This window comes from uncultured Brevundimonas sp. (genome assembly GCF_963974615.1).
In the GTDB taxonomy this organism is placed as follows: Bacteria; Pseudomonadota; Alphaproteobacteria; order Caulobacterales; family Caulobacteraceae; genus Brevundimonas.
Window position 1 is genome coordinate 93515 of sequence record NZ_CAXBDH010000007.1, and the last position, 21646, is coordinate 115160.

Below are 21646 nucleotides of genomic sequence, written 5' to 3' on the forward strand. Positions count from 1 at the left end.
TCGACCAAACCCAAGAAAGTAAGCTGGCACCCGCGTGCGGGTAAATTCCAGGTCCAGCGACGGACCGCGGATCAGTGCCCGCGAAGGTCGCGCCAAGTACCGCCGGTGGTGCCCGGCCAAGGTGTCGCATGATAGACGCCACGGGCGATGGCGCGGGCCAGGGTGTCGGCGGCGACGGCCCCGATCCGGGTCACTTCCAACTGACGCATGGCCCCCTCCGGCAGGGTCTGTTTTTCGGTCGAGACAACGAAGACGATGTCACCGTCGAACGGCGCATGCGACGGACGGATGGCCCGTGCCATGCCGTCCTGGGCCATGATAGCCACCCGTTGACACTCGACCCGGGTCAGGGCGACGTCAGTGGCGATACAGGCGATCGTGGTATTCTCACGCGGCCGCGCTGCGACCTTGGCCAGGCCCCAGTCCTCGACCGCAGCCCTGAGACCAGCCGGGCCCAGGCCACCGAATTCGTCACCGATCTCATAGGGCGCGGCCCAGAAGGTCCTGCCCCCCGGCGCCACGACCGAACCGACGCTGTTGACGGCGACGACAGCCCCGACCGTGTAGCCGGCGGTCATGACCGTGGAGGCTGATCCGATGCCGCCCTTCAGCGATCCGGCTCCGGCTCCGTAGCCCGCGCCTGCCGTGCCCAGTTCGAACCGGTCGGCAGCAGCTTCGGCGGCCGTGACAGCCAGATCACGGTACGGCGGTGTCATGCCCCAGTCCTTGGAGCCGCCATTGGCCAGATCATAAAGGCAGACGGTCGGCACGATCGGTGACAGGGGCACGCCGGGGGCCCCGCCCATGCCATAGCCCCGTCCCCGGGCCCCGAGCCAGGCCGTGACACCGTCCCCGGCCCCAAGGCCATAGACCGACCCCCCCGACAGGACGATAGCGTCAACCTGCTGCACCAGGTTTTCCGGCTTCAGTACATCGGTCTCGCGGCTGGCCGGGCCGCCGCCCCGCACATCGACGGCCGCCGTGGCCGGTGTATCAGCGAGAATGACCGTGACCCCGGTACGCACCTCGACAGAATGAGCCTGACCGACCTTGAGGCCGGGTACGTCGGTGATCAGGTTCATGGGGCCGCTGCGTCCACCATCCGGGTGCAGGCTGGATGAGCTCCGGGCCGAGGCTGTTCCGGCAGCGGCAAGGCCACCCATCAGGCCCATTGAGCCGAGCAGGGTTCTACGGTTCATCGGTCGTCTCCACGGAAAGGGGCACGGTGTCAGTCGACAGGGCCGGAGTCAGTCTATCGCGCGACAGCACCGGCGTCGCCGCCAGAAGCGCGCGGGTGCAGGCGTGGGCCGGCGCGGCGAACACCGCTTCGGTCGCACCCGTCTCGACGATCCGACCGGCCTGCATCACCATCAGACGGTCGGTAATGGACCCGACCAGGGTCAGGTCATGGCTGGCGAACAACCAGGACAGCCCCAGCCGTTGCGACAGCTCGGCCAGCAGATCGAGGACCTGGGCCCGGATCGACACGTCGAGCGCCGACACGGCCTCGTCGAGGGCGATGATCGCAGGCCGGGTGATCAGGGCCCGCGCGATAGCGATCCTCTGCCGCTCGCCCCCCGAGAACTCATGCGGATAGCGATCGGCGTCCCGCGAAGTCAGACCGACCTGATCCAGCATTTCCTCGACCCGACGACGCCCTTCGGCGCGATCCGGTCGTTGCTCCAGCAGATGGAAATTCTCGGACACCAGCTGCTCGACCCGCCAGCGGGGATCAAAGCTGCCCGAGGGGTCCTGAAACACCATCTGCACATGCCGCCGCAGACGCTTCAGGTCCGCCCCCGTGGCCCGGGTGAAGTCCTCGCCCATGACCCGCACAGTGCCGGCCCGTGGACGGTGCAGGCCCAGCACCGTGCGCAACAGGGTCGACTTGCCGCAGCCGGACTCGCCGACGAGCCCGACACTCTCGCCCCGACGAACAACGAAGCTGACATTGTCGACGGCGCGGAACGGAGCCGCGCGCCGGAACAGTCGCATGGCCCCCGGATAGTCGCGAACCAGCCCCTCGACCTCAAGGACCGGTTCACCCTCTGCAGGCGCGGCGCGGCGGACCGGCACGTGCATCGCCGCGCCGAGCAGCCGCTGCGACTCGGCATGGGTCATACCGGTGACAATGCGAGAGGCCCGGGCCTGCTCAACGGTCGTGCCCTTGTGCATCACCGCCACCCGGTCGGCGGTCCCGGCGACGACGGCCAGATCATGACTGATCAGGATCAGCCCCATGCCGTCCTCCCGCACCAGACGCTTCAGCAAACTCAGGATCTGGGCCTGGGTGGTGACATCCAGCGCCGTAGTCGGCTCGTCGGCGATCAGCAGGCGTGGCGTCAGGGCGATGGCGATGGCGATGGCGACCCGCTGACGCTGACCTCCGGACAGTTCATGTGGATAGCGATCCAGCGGAAACCGGTCATTAGCCAGGCCTACCCGCTCGAGGGTTCGCCGGGCGATGACCTGGGCTTCGAGCGGCGAGACCTTGCGGTGAATACGGACGGTTTCCGCCACCTGGTCGCCGATGGTCATCAGCGGGTTCAGCGCCGTCATCGGTTCCTGAAAGACCATGCCGATCTGGTCGCCACGGACCAGACGCATGGCCCGGTCGTCGGCATAGGGAACCGGCGTCTCCAGCACATCGACGTCCCCGTTGACCACGGCGCGCGACGGCAGCAGGCCCATGATCGCCAGAGCCGTCATCGACTTGCCCGATCCGGACTCGCCGACCAGGCCCAGCACCTCACCGGGCGCGACCTCGAGCGAGACCGCATTCAGGATCGGCACCTCATCGATCGAGACCCGCAGATCGCGGACGGACAGGACGGTCATCGCCCGCGCTCCCGTCGGACCCGGGGGTCAAGCAGGTCCCGCAGACCGTCGCCAGTCAGGCCCAAACCCAGAACGATGACGACAATGGCCATGCCGGGCCAGACCGCCAGCCAGGGCGCGAAGTCGATCATGGTCTGGGCTTCACTGAGCATCCGGCCCCAGCTGGGCATGGGCGGCTGGGTTCCCAGTCCGACGTAGGACAGCCCCGCCTCGGCAACGATACCGAGGGCGAACTGGATCGCCGCCTGAACCACCAGCAGGCTCATCAGATTGGGCAGGATGTGCTGCACCGAGATACGGGCCCGAGACTTGCCCGCCGTGCGTGCCGCCAGCACATAATCCCGCGACCACAGACTGAGCGCCGCGCCACGACTGACGCGCGCGAACACGGGGATGTTGAAGATACCGATGGCGATGATCGCGTTGACGGCACCGGGTCCGAACACCGCCGTGATCATCACCGCCACCAGCAGGGCCGGAAAGGCGAAGATCAGATCGTTGGCCCGCATCACCGCCTCATCGACGGGGCCGTGTCGCGCCGCCGCCAGCAGACCCAGCGGCACACCGAGGCCGGCCCCGATACCAACGGCAACCAGGGCCACGGCCAGGGAGTTGCGGGATCCAACCATGATCATCGACAGCACGTCACGACCGAAATGATCGGTACCCATCCAGTGGGCTCCCGACGGCGGCTGCAGCCTGTCGGCGATGTGGATCTCCTCGAATCCGTAGGGAGTCCAGACGAACGAAATCAGCGCCGCCGCGAACACCGTCAGGGTCAGGGTCGCGCCGATGATCAACGCCGGCGGCAGTCGCATGGTCGTCAGGGGACGGATCATCAGCGCTGCCCCCGCAGACGCGGATCGACGGCAACATAGGCCAGGTCGATCAGAAAACTGGCCACCACCACCGCCGCGACCAGCACCATCACCGTGCCCTGCACCACGATCAGGTCACGCTGGGTGATAGCCTGAAACACCAGTCGACCCAGTCCGGGCAGGGAGAAGACATTCTCGATGATGATGCCCCCCGCCAGCAGGAAGGGCAGCTGCAGGCCCAGAATGGTCAGCAACGGAATGGTGGCGTTGCGCAGCGCATGTCGCCACAGCGCCTGGGAACGACTGAGTCCCTTGGCCCGGGCGGTGCGCACATAGTCCTCGTTCATCGTCTCCAGCAGCGCCGTGCGCAGGACCCGCGCCAGGATGGCGGCCTGCGGTGCGGCCAGCGCCACGGCGGGCAGAAGCAATGCCTTCAGCGCCGGCCAGACTCCCACTTCCCAGCCGGGAAAGCCCCCCGCGGCAAACCAGCCGAGATTGATCGAGAACAGCAGGATCAGCAGCATGGCGATCCAGAAATTCGGCAGGGCGATTCCGACCTGGGTCACACCGATCAGGGCGGTGTCGACGGGACTGCCGCGACGGCTTGCCGCAATCAGGCCGGTTGGAACCGCGACGATCAGGGACAGAAGGGTGGCCAGCAGGGCCAACGGAGCCGACACCTGCAGTCGCTCGACGATCAGCTGACCGACCGGGACCTGATAGGTGTAGCTGACCCCGAACCGACCGCTGAACAGCTCTCCCATCCAGCTCAGATAACGCTGCAGGGCGGGCCCCTGGAGGCCCATCTGTTCGCGCAGCGCATCGACCGCTTCCGGCGTGGCATTCAGCCCCATCATATAGGCGGCAGGGTCGCCCGGTACGACCTGCAACAGCAGGAAGATGACCACTGTCGCCGCCAGCAGGGTCAACAGATGACCGGCCAGCCGCCGGGCCAGCCAGGCTGTACCGAAGCGGCCGGCGACCAGCAGCAGCAGGCCTGTCGTTCCGGCCAGAACGATCCAGCCCCAGACTCCGGTAGAGCCCCGCTCGGTCGAGGTCGATCCGGTCGTGCCGGCACCACCGGCAAATGACACGCCGGACACCACATTGGCCGCGATCGGCGCATTGACCCAGAGTCCGCTCAGCCCCGCTTTCCAGATGCCGATGCGCGAGGACTGCAGCAGGAAACCGTTGACGGCATCGTCCGTGATCTTGCGTTGCAACACACCCAGCAGGGCCAGACGGGTGGTCTCGTCGGGTGCGCTTTCGACACGCTCGAGCAGGGCGTCGAAGGCCGCATCGTCATACCCGAAATAATAGTCCTTCCGACCATAGATGCCGTAGTCCATCGGCTCGACATGCTCGACGATGGTCAGGTCGAACTGGTGACGTTTGAACACCTGATCCAGCCACTGGGCCCATTCCAGGTTCTCGATCTTCACCCGGATCCCGACCGCGGCCAGCTGGGCCGCCAGCACCTCACCACTGCGCCGGGCATAGGGTCGCGGCGGCAGACGCAGGGTGACACTGAAGCCGTCCGGATAACCGGCTTCGGCCAGCAGGGCCCGGGCCCGGGCCGGGTCGTGCGGATAGCGGCCGGTCAGATCGACATAACCGGGAGACTGACGGGTATAATGACTGCCGATCGGCTCGCCGAAGCCGAACATGGCCCCGTCGATGATCGCCCGCCGGTCGATGGCATGGGCGACGGCCCGCCGCACCCGCAGATCATTAAACGGGGCAACGCGGTTGTTAATACCGAGGATCACCTTGCCCTCGGAAGCCCCGATCATCACCCGAAAGCGCGGGTCGCTGCGAAAACGGGCGACATTCTCGGGAGCCGGATAGTTGGGAAAGGCGTCGATGTCCCCGGCGCTCATCGCGGCGAAGGCGGCGGTCGGGTCGCTGATAAAACGGAACACCACCGTGCGCAGTTGCGGAGCCGGACCCCAGTAGTCCGGATTACGCACCAGTTGCAGGGCACTGCCGCGTTGCCAGCTGTCAAACCGAAACGGTCCTGTGCCGACCGGCTGACTGGCATTGGACGCCGCTGTTTCGGGCCCCACCATGACGGCGTCACCCCAGCCCAGCAGATAGGCCAGGGCCCCGACCGGTCGCTCAAGCGACAGACGCACAGTCAGGGGATCGACCACCGTCACCGCCTTGATCGGCGCGAACAGGGCCTTCTGGGCATTGGCGGAATCAGGTGCGAGAATCCGGTCCAGCGAGAATTTCACATCGTCGGCATCGAAAGCCGTACCGTCATGAAACCGGACTCCCCGGCGCAGGCGGAACAGCCAGATCAGACCGTCGGGAGACACCTCCCACGACTCCGCCAGGGCCGGCGCGACGGTCCCGGCCGCGGTGATCCGGGTCAGACCCTCGAACACATTGCCGTAGACGACCTCGTCGACTGCGGCCGCGGCTCCCGCCGTCGGATCAAGATTGGGCGGTTCCAGCGGCAGGCCGAGCACCAGCCGGTCACGGGGCGCAGCCGGGCTAACCGAAGCCAGGGCCTGACCCGGCACCAACAGCAGCCCGATCATCAGGGCGAGCAGGAACCCGGCAGCCGGAAATCGTCGGATCAGGAGAGTCATCGCCTTCATGCCCGCCCCTTGTGACAGTGAACCGGTCCGGGGGGGAACCGGAAAACGCACAGCCGGGGAGGCCGGCACGAAGCCACCCTCCCCGGCCCGCCCGTCAGTACTGATAGGTCAGGCGCACGCCGTAGGTTCTCGGTCGGCCCGGCTGGGCGATATCGGCGCTGGTGAAGAAATTCCGCGTCAGGTCGTATTCCTCGTCGAACAGATTGCGGACGAAGCCGGTCACGGACCACTGTCCGGCCTCGGGTGACACGGTCAGGCTGGCATTGGCCAGCCAGTAGGCGGGAACGTCGTACCGGACCCCCAGCCACGACGGATAGTCATCGCGATAGCTGTAGTTGGCCTCGGCCGTCAGGGCGAAGCCACGAACCGACCAGTCATAGGCCGCCGAACCGCCGTAGCTGAGCGCCGGGAACGGGATATCCTGACCCGACTTGTCGACGTAGACAGCCGCGCCGGCAGTGCGGGAGGCGGCGACGTCGAGGTCAAAGAACTCGGTATATTTGCCCTGTTTGTAGCTCAGCGACTGGCTGATGCGCAGATCGGGCAGCGGATGCCACACACCTTCCAGTTCGGCACCGTAGATCTCGGACGAGGGCACATTGGCGAAGCGGCCGACCGGACCGTTGGGGCCATAGACCGCGGTCAGGACTTGCTGATCCGTATAGTCGTAGAAATAGGTCGAGCCGTTAATCTGAAGGGACGGAGCCGGATTGGCCTTGAAACCGACCTCCCAGGCCCGCAGGATTTCCGGGCGGAACGGCTGGATCGATGAGCTCTGCCCAGTGTTGTAGGTGGTGAACCCGCCCGACTTGGCTCCTCGGCTGAACGAGCCATAGATCAGCAGATTGTCGCTGGGCGCGTATTCGAGAGCCAGCTTGCCGGTCAGCGGCGTCATTTCGGTCGAGACCGAGGTCGGCGGCAGGGCCACCGCCCCACCAAAGGCGGCACCGAAGCCCTGGAGGTCGCGAGTCTCCTCCTCGTAGCGCAGTCCGCCGATCAGTTTAAGCGTGTCGGTGAGCGCATATTCGGCCTGACCGAACAGGCTGATCGACTCGACCTGCTGGGCATAGGTGACCTGCCCCCAGGTCCCGAAGATGTCGATGAAGTCGGACGAATAGCGCTCGTCCAATTCCTGTTTCGAATAGTAGACGCCGGCGACCCAATTCAGCGGACCGTCAACCGCCGACGCCAGCCGGATTTCCTGAGAAAAGACGCTCACATCGCTTCCGAAAAAGGTGTCGGCCTCGACCGAGGACGAGGAATCCCAGTCCCCGTACTCGCTGCGGTCCAGGGTCTCGTAGCTGGTGATGCCTGTCAGGCTCATGCCGCCGAAATGCAGGACGGCGCTGAGCGAGCTGCCCCATGACGAATTGTCCCGCCCCGGCTTGGCGTTGATGTCCCGGCCGATCTCGGCGGCGAAGCGCGGTGACAGACCCCAACCCGTGGCGGAATGATCGGTGTCGGCCGGAATGGTGACGCTGCCCGGCCCGCCCCGTCGCGTGGTCAGGGGACTGAACAGGTAGAGGGCCTGGTTCTCGGACTTGTCGATCCCGCCGTGGACGTCCAGCGTCAGCGACAGGGCGTCGTTGGCATCAACGGTCAGCAAGCCACGAACAGCGGTGCGGTCCGCATCACCGATCGATTCCCCGGTGTCGCGATTGTGTTGCCAGGCTCCGCCCTGTTCCGTAGAGGCCGCCAGCCGCCCGCGGGCGTGGTCGCCCAGCGGACCCGAGACAAAACCTTCGGCGCGCAGGGCATCAAAACGACCGTACTCGACCATCACTCCGGCTGTCGGAACCGCACTCGGTCTACGGGTGACAAAGTTGATCGCCCCGCCGGTAGTGTTGCGGCCGTACAGGGTCCCCTGGGGGCCCCGCAGAACCTCGACCCGGTCGACGTCAAAGATCAGACCCTGGGTCATGACCGGCACCGGATAGGCGACCTCGTTCACATAGACACCGACCGTCGGCGCGTTGTTCGAGGCATAGTCCTGAAAGCCGACGCCCCGCAGACGGAACTGGGCCGCGCCACCACCGAAGGCCGGTTCGATCTCCAGATTGGGCGTCGCATACTGCAGCTGGTTGATATTGGAGATGCCGCGATCGGTCAGTTCGTCGCCGGACAGCACGCTCAGAGCGATGCCGACGTCCTGCGCCGCCTGCTCACGACGTTGGGCCGTCACGATGACCTCGTCGATGGTCGTAACGGCCTGCCCCTCCGACCGGACCGGGCTGACCTGGGCCATGGCTGTGCCGGCGGTCGTGGCAAGAAGGACGGCAACAGAAGCGCCTGAAATGAAATGCCTCACGGTCACTTTTCTCTCTGGATGGCCTTATCGAAAGGCATTTACTGATGAACACAGGTGAGGCGGTACGCCCTGGCACTGCCCCTGCGGCTGGGGTGATCGGGGTGGCAAGGCCGGCAAGGGCCGGGGACCCGGATCAATTCGACATATTCAGGGAAACCAGACGGTCAGTAGTGACGATCGGTGCCCGGGACAGCCTCGTAAAGATCACCCATCCGGTTGCGAGTTTCGGTGCAGACACCGGCCGCGCCCTTCGGCACCGCAACATTTGTTTAGGCCGGGCCGGACAAAAACTCCATGCCCTCATTGAAAGAGCTCCAAAGCCAGGCGGCGAAATCACCGGCTTCGGGCCCAAACCCCTTCTGCGCCGCAACATAACCGGATGCGCAGGATGGATTCCGGCGCGCGAATATCCAGCAAAACGCCCGGTCGCCATTTCGGCACCGGTCGTACTACAAACGAACCGTGCCGGATGACCTTGCCTGTATGGGGCTCTTGACGCCGGCCATCCGGACCGGAGTGCCCTACCCATGCCGTCGCTGAAACCGTCCTACCCGCTCTATCTCGCCAACCGGGCAATGTCGCCGAACCAGGATCTTGTCGTCACCGACAAGTTCACCGGCAAGCCCGCCACCCGCGTGGCCCTGGCCGATCCCGCCATGATCGATCAGGCCATCACCGCGGCAGTCCGGGCCACCGGACCAATGGCCGCCATGGCGGCCTATGAGCGCCAGGCGGTCCTTACCCATTGCGTGACCCGATTCCAGGAACGGGCCGACGAACTGGCCTATGCCCTGTGCATCGAGGCGGGCAAGCCGATCCGCGACTCGCGTGGTGAGGTCACCCGGCTGATCGACACCTTCCGCATCGCCGCCGAAGAATCGGTGCGCATGACCGGCGAGGTCCAGCCCCTCGACATCTCCGCCCGGGCCAGGGGCTATCAGGGCATGTGGAAGCGGGTGCCGATCGGCCCCTGTTCCTTCATCTCGCCGTTCAACTTCCCGCTCAACCTCGCCGCCCACAAGATCGCCCCGGCCATCGCCGTCGGCTGTCCTTTCGTGATGAAGCCGGCCTCGCGCACCCCACTGGGGGCGATCATCATCGGCGAGATCCTGGCCGAGACCGACCTGCCCGAGGGGGCCTTCTCCATCCTGCCGGCCACCCGTGACGGGGCCGATCTGTTCACCACCGACGACCGGCTCAAACTACTGTCCTTCACCGGCTCGCCCGAGGTGGGCTGGGCCCTCAAGGCCCGCTCCGGCAAGAAGAAGGTGGTGCTGGAACTGGGCGGCAATGCCGCGGTCATCGTCGATCGCGACAGTGATCTGGAAGACGCCGCCGAACGCATCATCTTCGGGGCCTTCTACCAGTCGGGCCAGTCCTGCATCGGGGTCCAGCGCATCCTGATCCACGCCGACATCTATGCCCCGCTGCGCGACCTGCTGGTGTCGAAGGCCCGCGCCCTGGTTGCCGGTGACCCGAGCGAGGAAGCCACCTTCATCGGTCCGATGATCGACGAGACCGAGGCCTCCCGGCTGGAAGGCTGGATCAATGAGGCAATCACCGCGGGCGCGACCCTGCTATGCGGCGGCGACCGCAGCGGGGCCATGCTGCAGGCGACCCTGATGGAAGGCGTGCCGCGCGGCCAGAAGATCCGCGACGAAGAAGCCTTCGGCCCGGTGGCCATCCTGTCGTCCTTCTCCGATTTCGAGGCGGCCCTGGACGAGGTCAACGATTCCCGCTTCGGCCTGCAGGCTGGCATCTTCACCCGCGACATCCACAAGGCCATGGCCGCCTGGGACCGGCTGGAAGTCGGCGGCGTGCTGATCGGCGACGTGCCCAGCTATCGCGTCGACAACATGCCCTACGGCGGGGTCAAGGACTCGGGCCTGGGTCGCGAAGGCGTCAAGTTCGCGATGGAGGACATGACCGAGATCCGCAATCTGGTGATCCGCCACAGGCCGATCTGACCGATCGTCGGGAAGGGGTGAAAAAACCGATTTCGTAATTGCCGCTGACACAGACAGGATCAGGCCGTGTACGAATGGGGCCGTGCCCCTGACTTCCTGGAAAGCCAAAGATGTCGACGCGCCTGCTACTGATCTTTGTTCCGGATGAGGATGTGCAACGCGCCAGGGTCATTGCCGAAAGACACTCGGGTCGAATCTGGGTGCGACCGGCGGAAGGTCGCATGGAGAGCCTGGCTTGCGTCGTTCAGGGTCGCTACGTGGAGCGAATGGTGGACGCCCTTGAGTTGGCACTGGGTCACCGGCCGGGATTTTGCACCATCGTCCTGCCGACCGAGGCCGTCATTCCGCCACTGTATGAAAGCATCGCCACCATCCGGCCACTGAATCCCGAAAAGCGTCCACCCAGCCGGATTGAGGCCTTCTTCAGTCGGGACCGATTGAGTACCGAAGAACTCTACGACGACATTGAGGAAAGCATACGGCTGAGAGCCAGCTTCCTGCTGACGGTTCTGGTTTCGGCCCTGATCGCCGGCCTCGGCATGCGCAGCGGCCAGACTGCAATCGTGATCGGGGCCATGGTCATCGCACCCTTCCTTGGGCCATCGATCGGCATGGCGATGGCAGCGACGATCGGAGACCACGGCCTGGGCCGTCGCGCCTCTCTGGCGCTGGTGATCGGGGCTGTGACCTGTGTGGCCTTCATGACGCTGGTCGGCGGCATCATCAAAATCGACCCGACCGTTCCCGAGCTGCTGAGCCGGACCCGGGTCAGCCCGGCCGACGTCGTTCTGGCCCTCGCCAGCGGCAGCGCCGGGGTCATCGCCTTCAGTCGGGGATCGGCCTCATCGCTGATCGGGGTGATGATCGCCGTCGCCCTGGTCCCGCCGCTGGCGGCGGCCGGCCTACTGTACGGCTCCGGGAACGGTCATCTGAGTCTTGGAGCCCTGATCCTGTTCGCGACCAATCTGGTCTGCATCAATGTCGCGGGTATCCTGACCTTCCTGTTCCAGGGGCTGGCTCCCAGGAGCTGGCGGATGACGGCGGGGACCCTGCTGGTCTGGCTCGCCCTTCTGGCGGTTCTGATAGCCCTGATCCTGCCTCGCTTCCTGCCCTGAGGGGCCGGTCAAAGGTCGCCGACGGGTCGGCGACCGATGGACGACCGTGCCTCAGGCCGGTGCACCCCATCGCTTGAGCGCCGGGCCGATGGTCCCGCCCTGCACCACCACAGAGAACAGCACCACCATATAGGTGGCGGCTACCAGCACGTCCTTCATCGGACTTGGTGGAAGGGACAGGGCCAGCGCGATGGAGATGCCACCGCGCAGTCCGCCCCAGACCATGACCGGAAAGGCTTGTTTGAACGGCAACAGACTGCGCCAGAACAGCAGAGGCACGCCGACGGACAGGCTGCGCGCCAACAGCACCAGAGGGATGGTCAGCAGACCCAGACCCAGCAGGCCCATACGCTCGGCCAGCACGACGGCCTCGAGCCCGATCAACAGGAACAGCACCGCATTCAGAACTTCATCGACCAGCACCCAGAATTTGAGCAGATAGTCGCGGGTGTTGTCGCTCATCGCATAGCTGACGCCGTGGTTGCCGATAACCAGACCGGCCACAGCCATCGCGACCGGGCCGCTGATGTGCAGGGCGTGGGCCAGGGAATAACCGCCCATGACCACCGCGAGAGTGATCAGCACCTCGACCGAATATTCGTCGATGGCCTTCATGGCGCGATAGGCGATCCAGCCCACGGCCAGGCCGAGGGCGGCACCGCCAAGGGCCTCGACCAGGAACATCTCCCCGGCATGAACCAGCGAGAAGGCTTCGCCACTGACCGCCGAGGCCAGCAGGATGGAGAAGACCACCACCCCGACCCCGTCATTGAACAGGCTCTCGCCGGCGACGGTGGCCTGCAGCCTCGGTGGTACCTTGGTTGTCTTCAACACAGCCATCACTGCCACCGGATCGGTCGGACTGATCAGGGCCCCGAACACGAAACACCAGGCCAGCGGCAGTTCGATTCCGATCATACGCGTCAGCAGGGCCAGTCCTCCCCCGACCAGCAGAGTCGAGAGCACAACACCAAAGGTGCTGAGAATGCCGATCTGCCAGCCCCCGCGTTTCAGCTGGGCCAGGTCGACGTGCATGGCTCCGGCGAACAGCAGGAACGACAGCATGCCGTTCATCAGGGTCTCGTGGAAATCGATGTCACCGAGGAATTCACTGACCGATTCCGACAACCGGCTCTGCGGCAGGACAGCGTCTATGGCGATAACGGCGATCGAGGCCAGGGCTCCCATCACCGTCAGGGCCACTGTGGTCGGCAGCTTCAGATAGCGATGATTGAGCCAGCCCAACGTGGCCGAAAGCACGATCAGGATGGCGGCGGCGTCGAACGGTGACAGGGCGCTGATCATGGGGGCTTCCGCAGGCTGGGATGGTCCCGGGCTTGGTACGGGATCGATCTCCCTGAATAGACCGGGCGCAGCGATGCGGCCAAGCCATATCGCCATGCCGGACGGCCGGGGTCCCGACCCGCCCGTCGGAAGAACGCGATCGGGGTTGGACGGCGGGCGGTCGCCTGTCCTAAGGCTGAGATCGCCTGCCATGAAATACATCAGCACCCGGGGCCACACGCCCACCGTCAATTTCGCCGAAGCGATGCTGTCCGGCCTTGCCCCGGACGGCGGCCTTTATGTGCCCGAGGCCTGGCCCGCGGCCGACGCCGCACTGGCCCGGCCCGGGGTGCCCTATGCCGAGGTGGCGCGATCGGTGCTGACCACCTTTGTCGGCAAGGCCCTGCCCGGCGGGGCCGTCGACGTGGCCGTGTCGCGTCTGGTCGAACGCTTCGACCACGAGGCAGTGACGCCACTGGTCCAGCTGGACGACGATCTGTGGCTGCTGGAGCTGTTCCACGGCCCGACCGCGGCCTTCAAGGATCTGGCCATGCAGCTGGCCGCGTCGCTGATGGAGGCGGCGCTGGACCGGACCGGCAGTCGGCTAACCCTGGTTACGGCCACCAGCGGCGACACCGGAGCGGCGGCGGTGCGGGCCTTTGCCGGGGCCGAGCGCATCCGCCTGATCGTGCTGCATCCCGAAGGCCGGGTCTCGCCGGTGCAGCGGCTGCAGATGACGACGGTCGCGGCCGACAACATCACCAATCTGGCGGTGCGCGGCGATTTCGACGACTGCCAGCGGCTGGTGAAGGGGCTGCTGACCGATGAGACGCTACGGGCACAGGGGCCGCTGAGCTCGGTCAATTCGATCAACTGGGCGCGGCTGGCCGGACAGATCCCCTACTATGTGACGGCCGGTGCCGCCCTGGCCGGACCGGCCCCACGCTTCGTCGTGCCGACCGGCAATTTCGGTGACGCCTTCGCCGGCTGGGCCGCGCGCCGCATGGGTGCGAACGTCGGCGGACTGGTGGCGGCGGTGAACAGCAATGACGCCCTGGCCCGGGTGCTGGCCGACGGTACCTACAGCCGTCGCACCACGGTCGAGACCTACAGCGTCAGCATGGACGTCCAGGCCCCGTCCAATTTCGAACGGCTGGTGTTCGAGGCCACGGATCGTGACCCCGACCGCACCCGTACCCTGTTCGAGACCTTCGCCCGCGAGGGCACGGTGACCCTGGACGACGATCTGCAGGCCCGGCTGCGCACCGAAGTCTCGGCCGAGACCGTCAGTGAGGTGGAGACCCGCGCCGAGATCGCCCACGCCTGGTCGGCGTACGGCCAGATCATCTGCCCGCATACGGCTGTGGCCTTGGCGGCGGCGCGGCGACAGGATCCGGCCGGTGGCCCGGTCGTGGCCCTGTCGACGGCCCACCCAGCCAAATTCCCCGCCGTGGTGTCCGGGGCCGTGGGTTTCGAACCCCGCCGGCCGTCGGTGCTGGAAGGACTGGAGGGGTGCCGCGAATACTGTCGGACGGTCGAGCCCGATCTTGACGCGGTATTGAATGCGATCGGTTGAACTCAACCGTGACCTTTGACCAAATTATCCGCGGAACACCTGCCCTCCGTGTCGGCGTTCAGTCGCAGTCCTGAAAGCCGGAGGTCCGGCAGCGCCCGGCCATCTCCTCGGCCCGGGTGATCTGATCGGCGGTCATGGCTGCAGCAACGATATCGCGGGTTTCGGCTGCATCCTGATTTGCCGTCTCCGACAGGAAGGAGTCGGCCAGACGCATCCACATCAGAGCCCGCACCGGGTCATCCTCCACCCCCAGACCACGGACGTACATGAGTCCAAGATTGAACTGCGCCCTGGCATCGCCGTGGATCGCCGCCGCGCGGAACCAGCGGGCCGCGCCGGCGGCGTCCGGCCCCGTACCGAACCCTTCAAGTGTCATGACTCCCAGAGTGTACTGGGCACCGACGTGCCCGCCGTCGGCCGCCAGACGAAGCCAGCGCGCGCCCTCGACGGCGTCACGGGTCACACCACGCCCCTCAAGATAATACAGACCGAGCCTGTACTCGGCCGCCGCATCCCCCTGTTCGGCTGCCCGCTGCAACCAGTGGGCCGCCTCGACATCATCGGGCGCGGCACCCCGACCCGCGGTCAGAAAGGTGGCAAGGTTCATCTGTGAGTCCAGATGGCCCTGGGCAGCGGCGAGCCGAAACCAGCGAACCGCCTCTGCATCATCACGCGCAACGCCACGTCCACTGGCATAGGCGAAGCCGAGATTGTGCCGGGCATCAGCGCGTCCCTGATCCGCCGCCAGACGGAACAATCGCACAGCCTCAACCTCATCGCGGGCGACGCCACGCCCCTCGAAATAGTAGTTCCCAAGGTTGTTCAGGGCGTCGGCATGCCCCTTATCGGCGGCGAACCGGAACCAGCGGGCGGCCTCGACATCATTCCGAGGGATGCCCTGTCCCAAGGCATGGAGCACTCCGACGGAATAGGCCGCATCAACGTCGCCGGCTTCAGCCTCCTCGGTCCAGATCGCAGCAGCCGTCGCGAATTCTCCGCGCTCATAGGCCTCAAGACCGGCGAATGTGGAATCAACGGATTGCGCCATGGCCGGGCCGGGCGACGCCGCGATCAGCAGCGCCACCATCACGCCAGCCAGCATCACCGTACGAAATTTCATGGCCTCGCCCCGGCAGAAGGCTGTTTTACCCTTCACCTCCCGCCAACAGGATCCGCAATCCGTTGGCAGCTGCCTTCGCCCCAGGTCCGGGCCGATCTGTCCAGGCGCGAATAGGCGAATTGCAGCGTCCGGAGATTCACGCTGGTCGAGCGACCCTCGCCGAGGATCCGCACCTCGTCGCCGACCACGACGCAGCGGTTGACCTCAACAAGAGAACAAAGATCCGCTCCCCAGGTCGGCGTTGCCCCCCCATTCAGGCCCTGCCATCGCGCCGGGCTGGTGCTGATCCGGCTGATCGATTCATCATGACGCGCAGGCTGACTGGGGCGCACCGTGGCCGAAGGGTGGGCGCTGTAGAAGGTCTTGTTGCAGCGCAGATAGGTCCAGCCGGATTGGGCCGAAGCCGCGGCGGGACCCAGCCCGGCGGCGAGGACTACGGTGACGATGAGAAGAACTGGACGCTTCATATTCGCTCCTTTGCAGGACCGGACCGCGAACAAGTCCGGCGATCGCTCAAGAAATTGACCAACTACCGCCGATCCTGCAAGGCGCGGAGAGCCGGGTCACCCTGTGAATTTTAACAGCTATTCCGCCGGTGACGTGCCGCTAGCCTGACTGACGACCGGGCCGCTGGCAGGCCCCATTGGAGCCGATGCGCATGATGTCCATGTCCCGAACCCTGACGCTCGCGACCGTTATCGCCACTCTTCTGGGTCTGTCCGGCTGGACCCGGTCGCCGGTCCCGACTGCCGCGTCGGCCCCGGCCGTGGCCCAGGTCTCGTGCAGCGAACTGACCAGCCGGATGAGCGACACCGCCGAACTGGCCCTGGAGATGGACGAGGTCTGCAGTGCCGGAGACAGCGCCGAATGCGGTGAACTGGCCCAGTGGGTGGTGTGCGAGTTCAATCTCAATGTTCCGGACAACACCCAGTGCCGAAACACCCGGATCGTGCGGGACATGACCCAGATCCTGAATGTGGTCGGTGATCATGCCGATCAACTAAACCGGCTGCAGTCGCGTCGCCTGTTCTTCAATGTCGCCGAAGTCAGCGACCGGCAGCGCGCCCGCGTCTGCGCCCAGGCGGGCGCGGCCAACTACTGATCTGTCTGTTCCAACATCACCCTGAAGGAAACCGACCATGAACCGCATGACCATCGTCATCGCCGCAGCCAGCGCCACCCTGCTGGCCCTTTCCGCCGGTACCGCCAGCGCCGAGGTCCGGAATTTCGACCACGTCGGCGATACCCGCACGGAGGCCTGCAGCAAGGCCAAGGGCGCGGCGGAATCGTGGATGCGTGCCGGGACGCGGTACCGGCTCGACCGGTTCGGCGCATGCGAATGCAGCCAGGAGCGGTACTCTGACGGAACACCGGGCATCTGGCGCTGCAATGTTGACGCCTATTACACGCGGCCCCACTGAACACCCCGCGCTACGGATATCGCCCGGATGAGGGCGAGAGGCTGCCACTGACCTCTCCCCGACGCCGCTGTCCCCCTCTCCCCAACCGCGGGAGCGGGGGCCGGTCGTTAGAGGGAAAGCCCGCAGGGGTGCAAGGCGTTGCTGGCGTGACCACGCTCAGCGCCAGTAGTCGAGGCGGCGCAGGAAGGGGACCGGATCCTTGGTCGTGACCAGGGCGTCCGGATTGGCCTGCAGCCGGTCGTGCAGTCGGGTCAGGGTGAAGCGCACCACCGCGCGCGCGCCCTGATCCGGCAAGGCCGCGCGCTCTGCCGAGGTCAGGGGGCGCACCGATTCATAGCCCGCCAGAAAAGCATCGATCGCGGCCGGCACGACGTCCCCCGCCGCATCGAACCCCCAGGCGTTGAGGGCGATGGCCAGGTCGTAGGCCAGGACGTCAACGCAGGCGAAATAGAAGTCGATGACACCGCTGACCACCCCGTCGTCAAACAGGACATTGTCGGGAAAATAGTCGGCGTGGATCGGGCCGGCCGGCAGAGGGGTGGCGGGCCCGACCGCACATGCCAGCTCGGCCTGCAGTCGATCCAGCATGCGCCGGTCGTCCCCGATGGCCAGACCTTCGCAGGCTTCGACCAGCGACTGGCAGGTGGCGGTTCCCATTGGATCGCTCCGCTGTCCCGGATAGTCGGCGGCCGTCAGATGCAGCTGCGCCAGCGCCCGGCCAGCGGCATTCCGGTCCGCGTGATCCGGCGCTCTCAGCCAATCGCCAGTGCGCCAATCAATGATTGATGCGGGGCGTTCGTTCAGACGCCCGATCCAGGCCCCGGCGCGGTCAGCCATGGGCTGCGGGGCCGGATACCCGCGACGCGCCAGATGGTCGGTCAGACCGAGACAGAACGGCAGCGCGTCCTCGCGCGTGCGATGTTCGAACAGCGTCAGGACGAATCGGCCGGTGGCTGTGTCGAGTCGGTAGTTGGTGTTCTCGACTCCCTCGGCGATCGGCGTCAGGGCCTGCAGTTGCCCGAGGTCATAAGTCTGCAGAAAGGTCCGGGCCTGATCATCCGACACCGGCGTGAACACGGCCATAAGGTCAGCCAGCCGTGTAGGACGTCTTGGTCTGGGTGAAGAAGTCGGCGGCGGCAAAGCCCTGTTCGCGGGCCCCGTAGCTGGACTTTTTCGACCCGCCGAACGGGACATGGTAATCGACCCCGGCCGTTGGCAGATTGACCATGGTCATGCCCGAGCGCGACCGGCGCTGGAAGTCGCGAGCGTGCTTCAGCGACTGGGTGACGATGCCGGCCGACAGGCCGAATTCCGTACCATTGGCGATATCCAGGGCCTCCTCATAGGTCTTGACGCGGACGGTCGAGGCGACCGGACCGAACACCTCTTCGGTGTTGATCCGCATATCGGCGGCGGTGTCGGCGATCAGGGTCGGCTGGATGTACCAGCCCGGCTTGTCGAGGTTCAGGCGTTCGCCACCGGTGACGATGCGCCCACCCTGGTCGCGGGCGATGTCGATATAGCGATAGACACCCTCACGCTGGGCCTCGGACACCGCCGGTCCCATCTGGGTTTCAGGGTCGAGGGCGTCGCCGACGCGCAGCGACTTCACCTTCTCGGCCAAGGCGGCGACGAAACGGTCGTGGATGCCGTCCTGCACGATCAGGCGGCTGGAGGCAGTGCAGCGCTGGCCGGTGGCGAAGAAACAGCCGTCGAGGGCGATCTGCACGGCGCGGTCGAAATCGGCGTCGTCCAGCACGATCAGCGGGTTCTTGCCGCCCATCTCCAGCTGGACCCGGGCCTGTCGTTTGACAGCCCCCGACGCCACCCCGGCCCCGACGCCCTGGGAGCCGGTGAAGGAGATGCCGTCCACCTCGGGGTGGTCGACGATGGCCTGGCCGACGCGACCGCGGCCGATCACCATGTTGAGCACCCCGTCGGGCAAACCCGCCTCATGCAGGATGGCCACAAGCGCCTCGGCCGTGGCCGGGGTCGGGCCCGCCGGCTTGATCACTACCGTATTACCGAAGGCCAGGGCCGGGGCCATCTTCCACGCCGGGATGGCGATGGGGAAGTTCCACGGCGTGATAAGGCCATAGACCCCGACAGCCTGACGATAGGTCTGGACCTCAACCCCCGGGCGGGTGGAGGGCAGGTTCTGGCCGTGCAGGCGCAGGGCCTCACCGGCGAAATATTTGAGGATGCGGGCGGCGCGGGCAGTCTCGCCGATGCCTTCAGCCAGGGTCTTGCCCTCCTCGCGCGACAGCAGCCGTCCGACCGCCTCGCGGCGCTCCATCAGCAGGGTGCCAGCCCGGTCCAGCACATCGGAGCGGACCTCGGGCGAGGCCTCCGACCAGGCGGGAAAGGCGGCCCGGGCGGCGGCCACGGCGGCATTGACCTCGCCCTCGCCGCCGTCGGGGACCCGCGCGACGATCTCGCGTGTATCCGAAGGATTGTGGGATTCTGTGGGGCGGTCGGCCGGGACCTGCGCGCCATTGATCCAGTGGCAGAGTTCAAGCGTGTCGGTCATGGCCATATCCTGTGCAGCGAACCGGAACGACGTCACCGACGCCCCGCCCGTGCTTGATAGGATATGTGGCAGACCGGGTCAGCCCGTCAGCGACGGCAATTCGTCATCCGACCGAACCGGCACCACGCCGTTTCGCCTCCTTGCCGCCCCTTGAGACGTCTCCGGACAGAGGTGCAGCCGGCGGTGCGCCTACATCGCAGCGTGGGTCGGACACCGAGCCAGGGCACGAAACGCGGTCGGTGAAACTGCACCGGTGAGGGAACGGCCGACCCAGCTCTGAAGATTGCGCACAGCCGCGACGTCCAGTCCGTCCGAGCGCTCGCCGCCGGCGATACTTTCGGCGAGAACCTCGGCAATCAGGACGGCTTCCATATCGTCCCGGGGCGGGTGCGCGAGAATGACCCGTTCGGCAAAGATAAAGTCGTCGTCCCGGTCCTCACTGCCCGGCTCGGCGACATCAGCCAGCTCGAGCCACAGTTTGGAGGCCATTTTAAAATTCATCAAAGACACAAAACTCTCCCGGAATCGGTCGGAATCTGCCCGACACATATGGAATAAATAAATCGCCCAACGGCTTTCAGCTCTGCCCCTGCCGCACCCATATTTCGTAGCGACGGGCGAACGGAACCTCGGCCGTGCTGGCCAGCAGTGCCAGCAATATGCCGGCACTGGTCAGCCAGATCATCGTCACATAGGCCCAAGTCATGACCGAGGAATCGAACAGGGTGGCAAAATGGGACAGGAAACCCAGAAGGGCGAACGCGGCCGCCCCGCGAATCCACCAGCGCGCATATTTGAGGGACAGGGCGTAGAAACCGGCGAACAGGGCCCCGTCGGCGAGTACGACCAGCCCGTGCACCCGCCCCCAGTATATCTGGTCCACCAGACCACTGAAAACAAAGCCCGCCAGGACGATCAAGACGCCGATCCGCTCGGGCCGGTCGCCGCGCCACCAGACCAGTCCGGCGATGACAAACGTCACCAGCCAGTAGATCGCCTGAGCGCTGGTTTCGACCAAGGGCACCATTTCTAGAGACATGTGGTTGTGGTGTGCTCATGGTTCATTCCCGTCAAGCGACCCGACGGAGGCGTCCAATGGTTTCCGTAAACCCGCTCCCTTCGGTGGGCTTTGTCTCCGGTCCGCTGAGGCTGGCGGTCCAGTCGATCCTCAGGGCGCGGGCGTCCAGCAACATCTGCCGGTGGGCCCGCACGAGCCGCTTTCGCGCCTTGACGATGATGGGCAGGGTCGCCGTGACGTCTGACAGGGCCACCTGTCCGACCACCGCGCTGATGCCATGCTCCATACGCCCGCGAACCATGGCGCAACCGAGGTCGCCCAGGGCCGCGATGGCCAGGTCGACGGCATGTTCCGCCGCATAGAGCCGGTCCGCGAGATCGCGTCCAAATTGATCGTGGTCCATGATCCGATACTCCTTCACCGGACAGGCCGGTTTCGTTGTGTCGGATCAGCGCGCGCCTAAAGCAGACGGTAACCGAACTGCAGGAGAAAAATCAGGATCAGCACGGCTCCAAAAACAGCGAAGGCCCCAATGATGGCCGACGTGATCACGCCCCCTTGTGGCGGAGGCCTGTAGAAACCGGGCGGCTGATCCAGATTTGTTCCGGCACCGACCCGCCCAATCGGCACGGATCCGGTCTCGACCGCCATCGGGGGCGATGCCCATAGGGGGTTTTCCCCTAACTTCAGGCGGGCGGCCCGGCGAGACCCGACCTCAAGCCGGCGCATGGCCTCGGAAATGTGGAGGCTGACCGTTTTGGGCGAGATGCCGAGAGCCCGCGCCATCTCCTTATCGGTCATATTGGCGGACAGCCTGAGGCACTCCTCCTGCCGGGGCGTCAAAAGACTCTGGCCGAGATTGTCGCATGCGGCAGCGGGGGCGGGCGTTACTGCCTCCCCGTCCAGATCAAAGCCATCGGCGCGCTGCAACATCGCACCCAAGTCCTCCCTGCGCCGTTCGTCCCCACCCGGCCTGACAAGCCCCATGGTCGGAAAAACCGCAACGATATCCGCTAAGTGAAACAGCTCCAGCCGTCGCATTCAA

Annotated in this window: 19 protein-coding genes; 5 read left to right on the forward strand and 14 right to left on the reverse strand. The window is 65.8% G+C overall.

Annotated features, from left to right (window positions below):
- Positions 1-71: 71 nt before the first annotated feature.
- The 5 genes from AAC050_RS06315 to AAC050_RS06335 all read right to left on the reverse strand — a co-directional run bounded on the left by AAC050_RS06315 (position 72) and on the right by AAC050_RS06335 (position 8576).
- Positions 72-1199 (reverse strand): P1 family peptidase, encoded by a 1128-nt coding sequence (locus tag AAC050_RS06315; protein WP_339914219.1) that lies wholly within the window; start codon positions 1197-1199, stop codon positions 72-74.
- On the reverse strand, positions 1189-2838 hold the full coding sequence (locus tag AAC050_RS06320; RefSeq protein WP_339914220.1) for a dipeptide ABC transporter ATP-binding protein: 1650 nt from the start codon (positions 2836-2838) through the stop codon (positions 1189-1191). Before AAC050_RS06320 ends, AAC050_RS06315 begins: the two co-directional genes overlap by 11 nt.
- Complete coding sequence (locus AAC050_RS06325; RefSeq protein ID WP_339914221.1) at positions 2835-3677, reverse strand: ABC transporter permease; 843 nt, start codon at positions 3675-3677, stop codon at positions 2835-2837. The genes AAC050_RS06320 and AAC050_RS06325 overlap by 4 nt, the downstream gene beginning before the upstream one ends.
- Positions 3677-6253 (reverse strand): ABC transporter substrate-binding protein, encoded by a 2577-nt coding sequence (locus AAC050_RS06330; protein ID WP_339914222.1) that lies wholly within the window; start codon positions 6251-6253, stop codon positions 3677-3679. The genes AAC050_RS06325 and AAC050_RS06330 overlap by 1 nt, the downstream gene beginning before the upstream one ends.
- A gap of 103 nt (positions 6254-6356) precedes the next feature.
- A complete protein-coding gene (locus AAC050_RS06335; RefSeq protein ID WP_339914223.1) occupies positions 6357-8576 on the reverse strand; it encodes a TonB-dependent receptor in 2220 nt (739 codons plus the stop codon).
- 521 nt (positions 8577-9097) lie between these two features.
- Here AAC050_RS06335 and AAC050_RS06340 point away from each other — a divergent pair.
- On the forward strand, positions 9098-10537 hold the full coding sequence (locus AAC050_RS06340; protein WP_339914224.1) for an aldehyde dehydrogenase family protein: 1440 nt from the start codon (positions 9098-9100) through the stop codon (positions 10535-10537).
- A gap of 266 nt (positions 10538-10803) precedes the next feature.
- On the forward strand, positions 10804-11652 hold the full coding sequence (locus tag AAC050_RS06345; RefSeq protein ID WP_339914225.1) for a TIGR00341 family protein: 849 nt from the start codon (positions 10804-10806) through the stop codon (positions 11650-11652).
- Positions 11653-11703: 51 nt separating this feature from the next.
- On the opposite strand, the gene AAC050_RS06350 is transcribed toward AAC050_RS06345, so the two are convergent.
- Positions 11704-12957: a sodium:proton antiporter gene (locus AAC050_RS06350; RefSeq protein ID WP_339914226.1), complete on the reverse strand. Its 1254-nt coding sequence runs from the start codon at positions 12955-12957 to the stop codon at positions 11704-11706.
- A 190-nt stretch (positions 12958-13147) separates the two neighbouring features.
- On the opposite strand from AAC050_RS06350, the gene thrC reads away from it, so the two are divergent.
- Positions 13148-14512, forward strand: a complete 1365-nt coding sequence (gene thrC, locus AAC050_RS06355) for a threonine synthase (protein ID WP_339914227.1) — start codon at positions 13148-13150, stop codon at positions 14510-14512.
- A gap of 58 nt (positions 14513-14570) precedes the next feature.
- On the opposite strand, the gene AAC050_RS06360 is transcribed toward thrC, so the two are convergent.
- Together AAC050_RS06360 and AAC050_RS06365 are read right to left on the reverse strand one after the other, a co-directional pair.
- Positions 14571-15632 (reverse strand): SEL1-like repeat protein, encoded by a 1062-nt coding sequence (locus AAC050_RS06360; protein WP_339914228.1) that lies wholly within the window; start codon positions 15630-15632, stop codon positions 14571-14573.
- 32 nt (positions 15633-15664) lie between these two features.
- The gene (locus tag AAC050_RS06365; RefSeq protein WP_339914229.1) at positions 15665-16099 is read right to left on the reverse strand and encodes a hypothetical protein; all 435 of its coding nucleotides are present in this window, start codon (positions 16097-16099) and stop codon (positions 15665-15667) included.
- A 191-nt stretch (positions 16100-16290) separates the two neighbouring features.
- On the opposite strand from AAC050_RS06365, the gene AAC050_RS06370 reads away from it, so the two are divergent.
- Positions 16291-16734: a hypothetical protein gene (locus tag AAC050_RS06370; RefSeq protein WP_339914230.1), complete on the forward strand. Its 444-nt coding sequence runs from the start codon at positions 16291-16293 to the stop codon at positions 16732-16734.
- 37 nt (positions 16735-16771) lie between these two features.
- Entirely contained in the window at positions 16772-17053 is a 282-nt protein-coding gene (locus tag AAC050_RS06375; RefSeq protein WP_339914231.1) for a hypothetical protein, read from the forward strand.
- A gap of 156 nt (positions 17054-17209) precedes the next feature.
- Here the strand turns inward: AAC050_RS06375 and AAC050_RS06380 are convergent, their stop codons facing one another.
- The 6 genes from AAC050_RS06380 to AAC050_RS06405 all read right to left on the reverse strand — a co-directional run bounded on the left by AAC050_RS06380 (position 17210) and on the right by AAC050_RS06405 (position 21642).
- Positions 17210-18136: a homoserine kinase gene (locus AAC050_RS06380; protein WP_339914232.1), complete on the reverse strand. Its 927-nt coding sequence runs from the start codon at positions 18134-18136 to the stop codon at positions 17210-17212.
- Between the two features lie 4 nt (positions 18137-18140).
- Positions 18141-19583 carry an aldehyde dehydrogenase family protein gene (locus AAC050_RS06385; protein WP_339914233.1) on the reverse strand — a complete coding sequence of 481 codons (1443 nt, stop codon included), beginning with the start codon at positions 19581-19583 and terminating at the stop codon, positions 18141-18143.
- Positions 19584-19772: 189 nt separating this feature from the next.
- Positions 19773-20084, reverse strand: coding sequence for a hypothetical protein (locus tag AAC050_RS06390; protein ID WP_339914234.1), 312 nt, complete (start codon positions 20082-20084; stop codon positions 19773-19775).
- Positions 20085-20160: 76 nt separating this feature from the next.
- Entirely contained in the window at positions 20161-20601 is a 441-nt protein-coding gene (locus AAC050_RS06395) for a hypothetical protein (RefSeq protein ID WP_339914235.1), read from the reverse strand.
- Between the two features lie 52 nt (positions 20602-20653).
- Complete coding sequence (locus AAC050_RS06400) at positions 20654-21004, reverse strand: hypothetical protein (protein ID WP_339914236.1); 351 nt, start codon at positions 21002-21004, stop codon at positions 20654-20656.
- A gap of 56 nt (positions 21005-21060) precedes the next feature.
- Entirely contained in the window at positions 21061-21642 is a 582-nt protein-coding gene (locus AAC050_RS06405) for a helix-turn-helix domain-containing protein (RefSeq protein WP_339914237.1), read from the reverse strand.
- Positions 21643-21646 lie beyond the last annotated feature (4 nt).

What these genes read in the sequence shown, in the direction of transcription:
- AAC050_RS06315 (WP_339914219.1), bottom strand. Translation starts at nt 1,199, where the DNA reads ATGAACCGTAGAACCCTGCTCGGCTCAATGGGCCTGATGGGTGGCCTT.
- AAC050_RS06320 (WP_339914220.1), bottom strand. Translation starts at nt 2,838, where the DNA reads ATGACCGTCCTGTCCGTCCGCGATCTGCGGGTCTCGATCGATGAGGTG.
- AAC050_RS06325 (WP_339914221.1), bottom strand. Translation starts at nt 3,677, where the DNA reads ATGATCCGTCCCCTGACGACCATGCGACTGCCGCCGGCGTTGATCATC.
- AAC050_RS06330 (WP_339914222.1), bottom strand. Translation starts at nt 6,253, where the DNA reads ATGACTCTCCTGATCCGACGATTTCCGGCTGCCGGGTTCCTGCTCGCC.
- AAC050_RS06340 (WP_339914224.1), top strand. Translation starts at nt 9,098, where the DNA reads ATGCCGTCGCTGAAACCGTCCTACCCGCTCTATCTCGCCAACCGGGCA.
- AAC050_RS06345 (WP_339914225.1), top strand. Translation starts at nt 10,804, where the DNA reads ATGGTGGACGCCCTTGAGTTGGCACTGGGTCACCGGCCGGGATTTTGC.
- AAC050_RS06350 (WP_339914226.1), bottom strand. Translation starts at nt 12,957, where the DNA reads ATGATCAGCGCCCTGTCACCGTTCGACGCCGCCGCCATCCTGATCGTG.
- thrC (WP_339914227.1), top strand. Translation starts at nt 13,148, where the DNA reads ATGAAATACATCAGCACCCGGGGCCACACGCCCACCGTCAATTTCGCC.
- AAC050_RS06360 (WP_339914228.1), bottom strand. Translation starts at nt 15,632, where the DNA reads ATGAAATTTCGTACGGTGATGCTGGCTGGCGTGATGGTGGCGCTGCTG.
- AAC050_RS06365 (WP_339914229.1), bottom strand. Translation starts at nt 16,099, where the DNA reads ATGAAGCGTCCAGTTCTTCTCATCGTCACCGTAGTCCTCGCCGCCGGG.
- AAC050_RS06370 (WP_339914230.1), top strand. Translation starts at nt 16,291, where the DNA reads ATGATGTCCATGTCCCGAACCCTGACGCTCGCGACCGTTATCGCCACT.
- AAC050_RS06375 (WP_339914231.1), top strand. Translation starts at nt 16,772, where the DNA reads ATGAACCGCATGACCATCGTCATCGCCGCAGCCAGCGCCACCCTGCTG.
- AAC050_RS06380 (WP_339914232.1), bottom strand. Translation starts at nt 18,136, where the DNA reads ATGGCCGTGTTCACGCCGGTGTCGGATGATCAGGCCCGGACCTTTCTG.
- AAC050_RS06385 (WP_339914233.1), bottom strand. Translation starts at nt 19,583, where the DNA reads ATGACCGACACGCTTGAACTCTGCCACTGGATCAATGGCGCGCAGGTC.
- AAC050_RS06390 (WP_339914234.1), bottom strand. Translation starts at nt 20,084, where the DNA reads ATGAATTTTAAAATGGCCTCCAAACTGTGGCTCGAGCTGGCTGATGTC.
- AAC050_RS06400 (WP_339914236.1), bottom strand. Translation starts at nt 21,004, where the DNA reads ATGGACCACGATCAATTTGGACGCGATCTCGCGGACCGGCTCTATGCG.
- AAC050_RS06405 (WP_339914237.1), bottom strand. Translation starts at nt 21,642, where the DNA reads ATGCGACGGCTGGAGCTGTTTCACTTAGCGGATATCGTTGCGGTTTTT.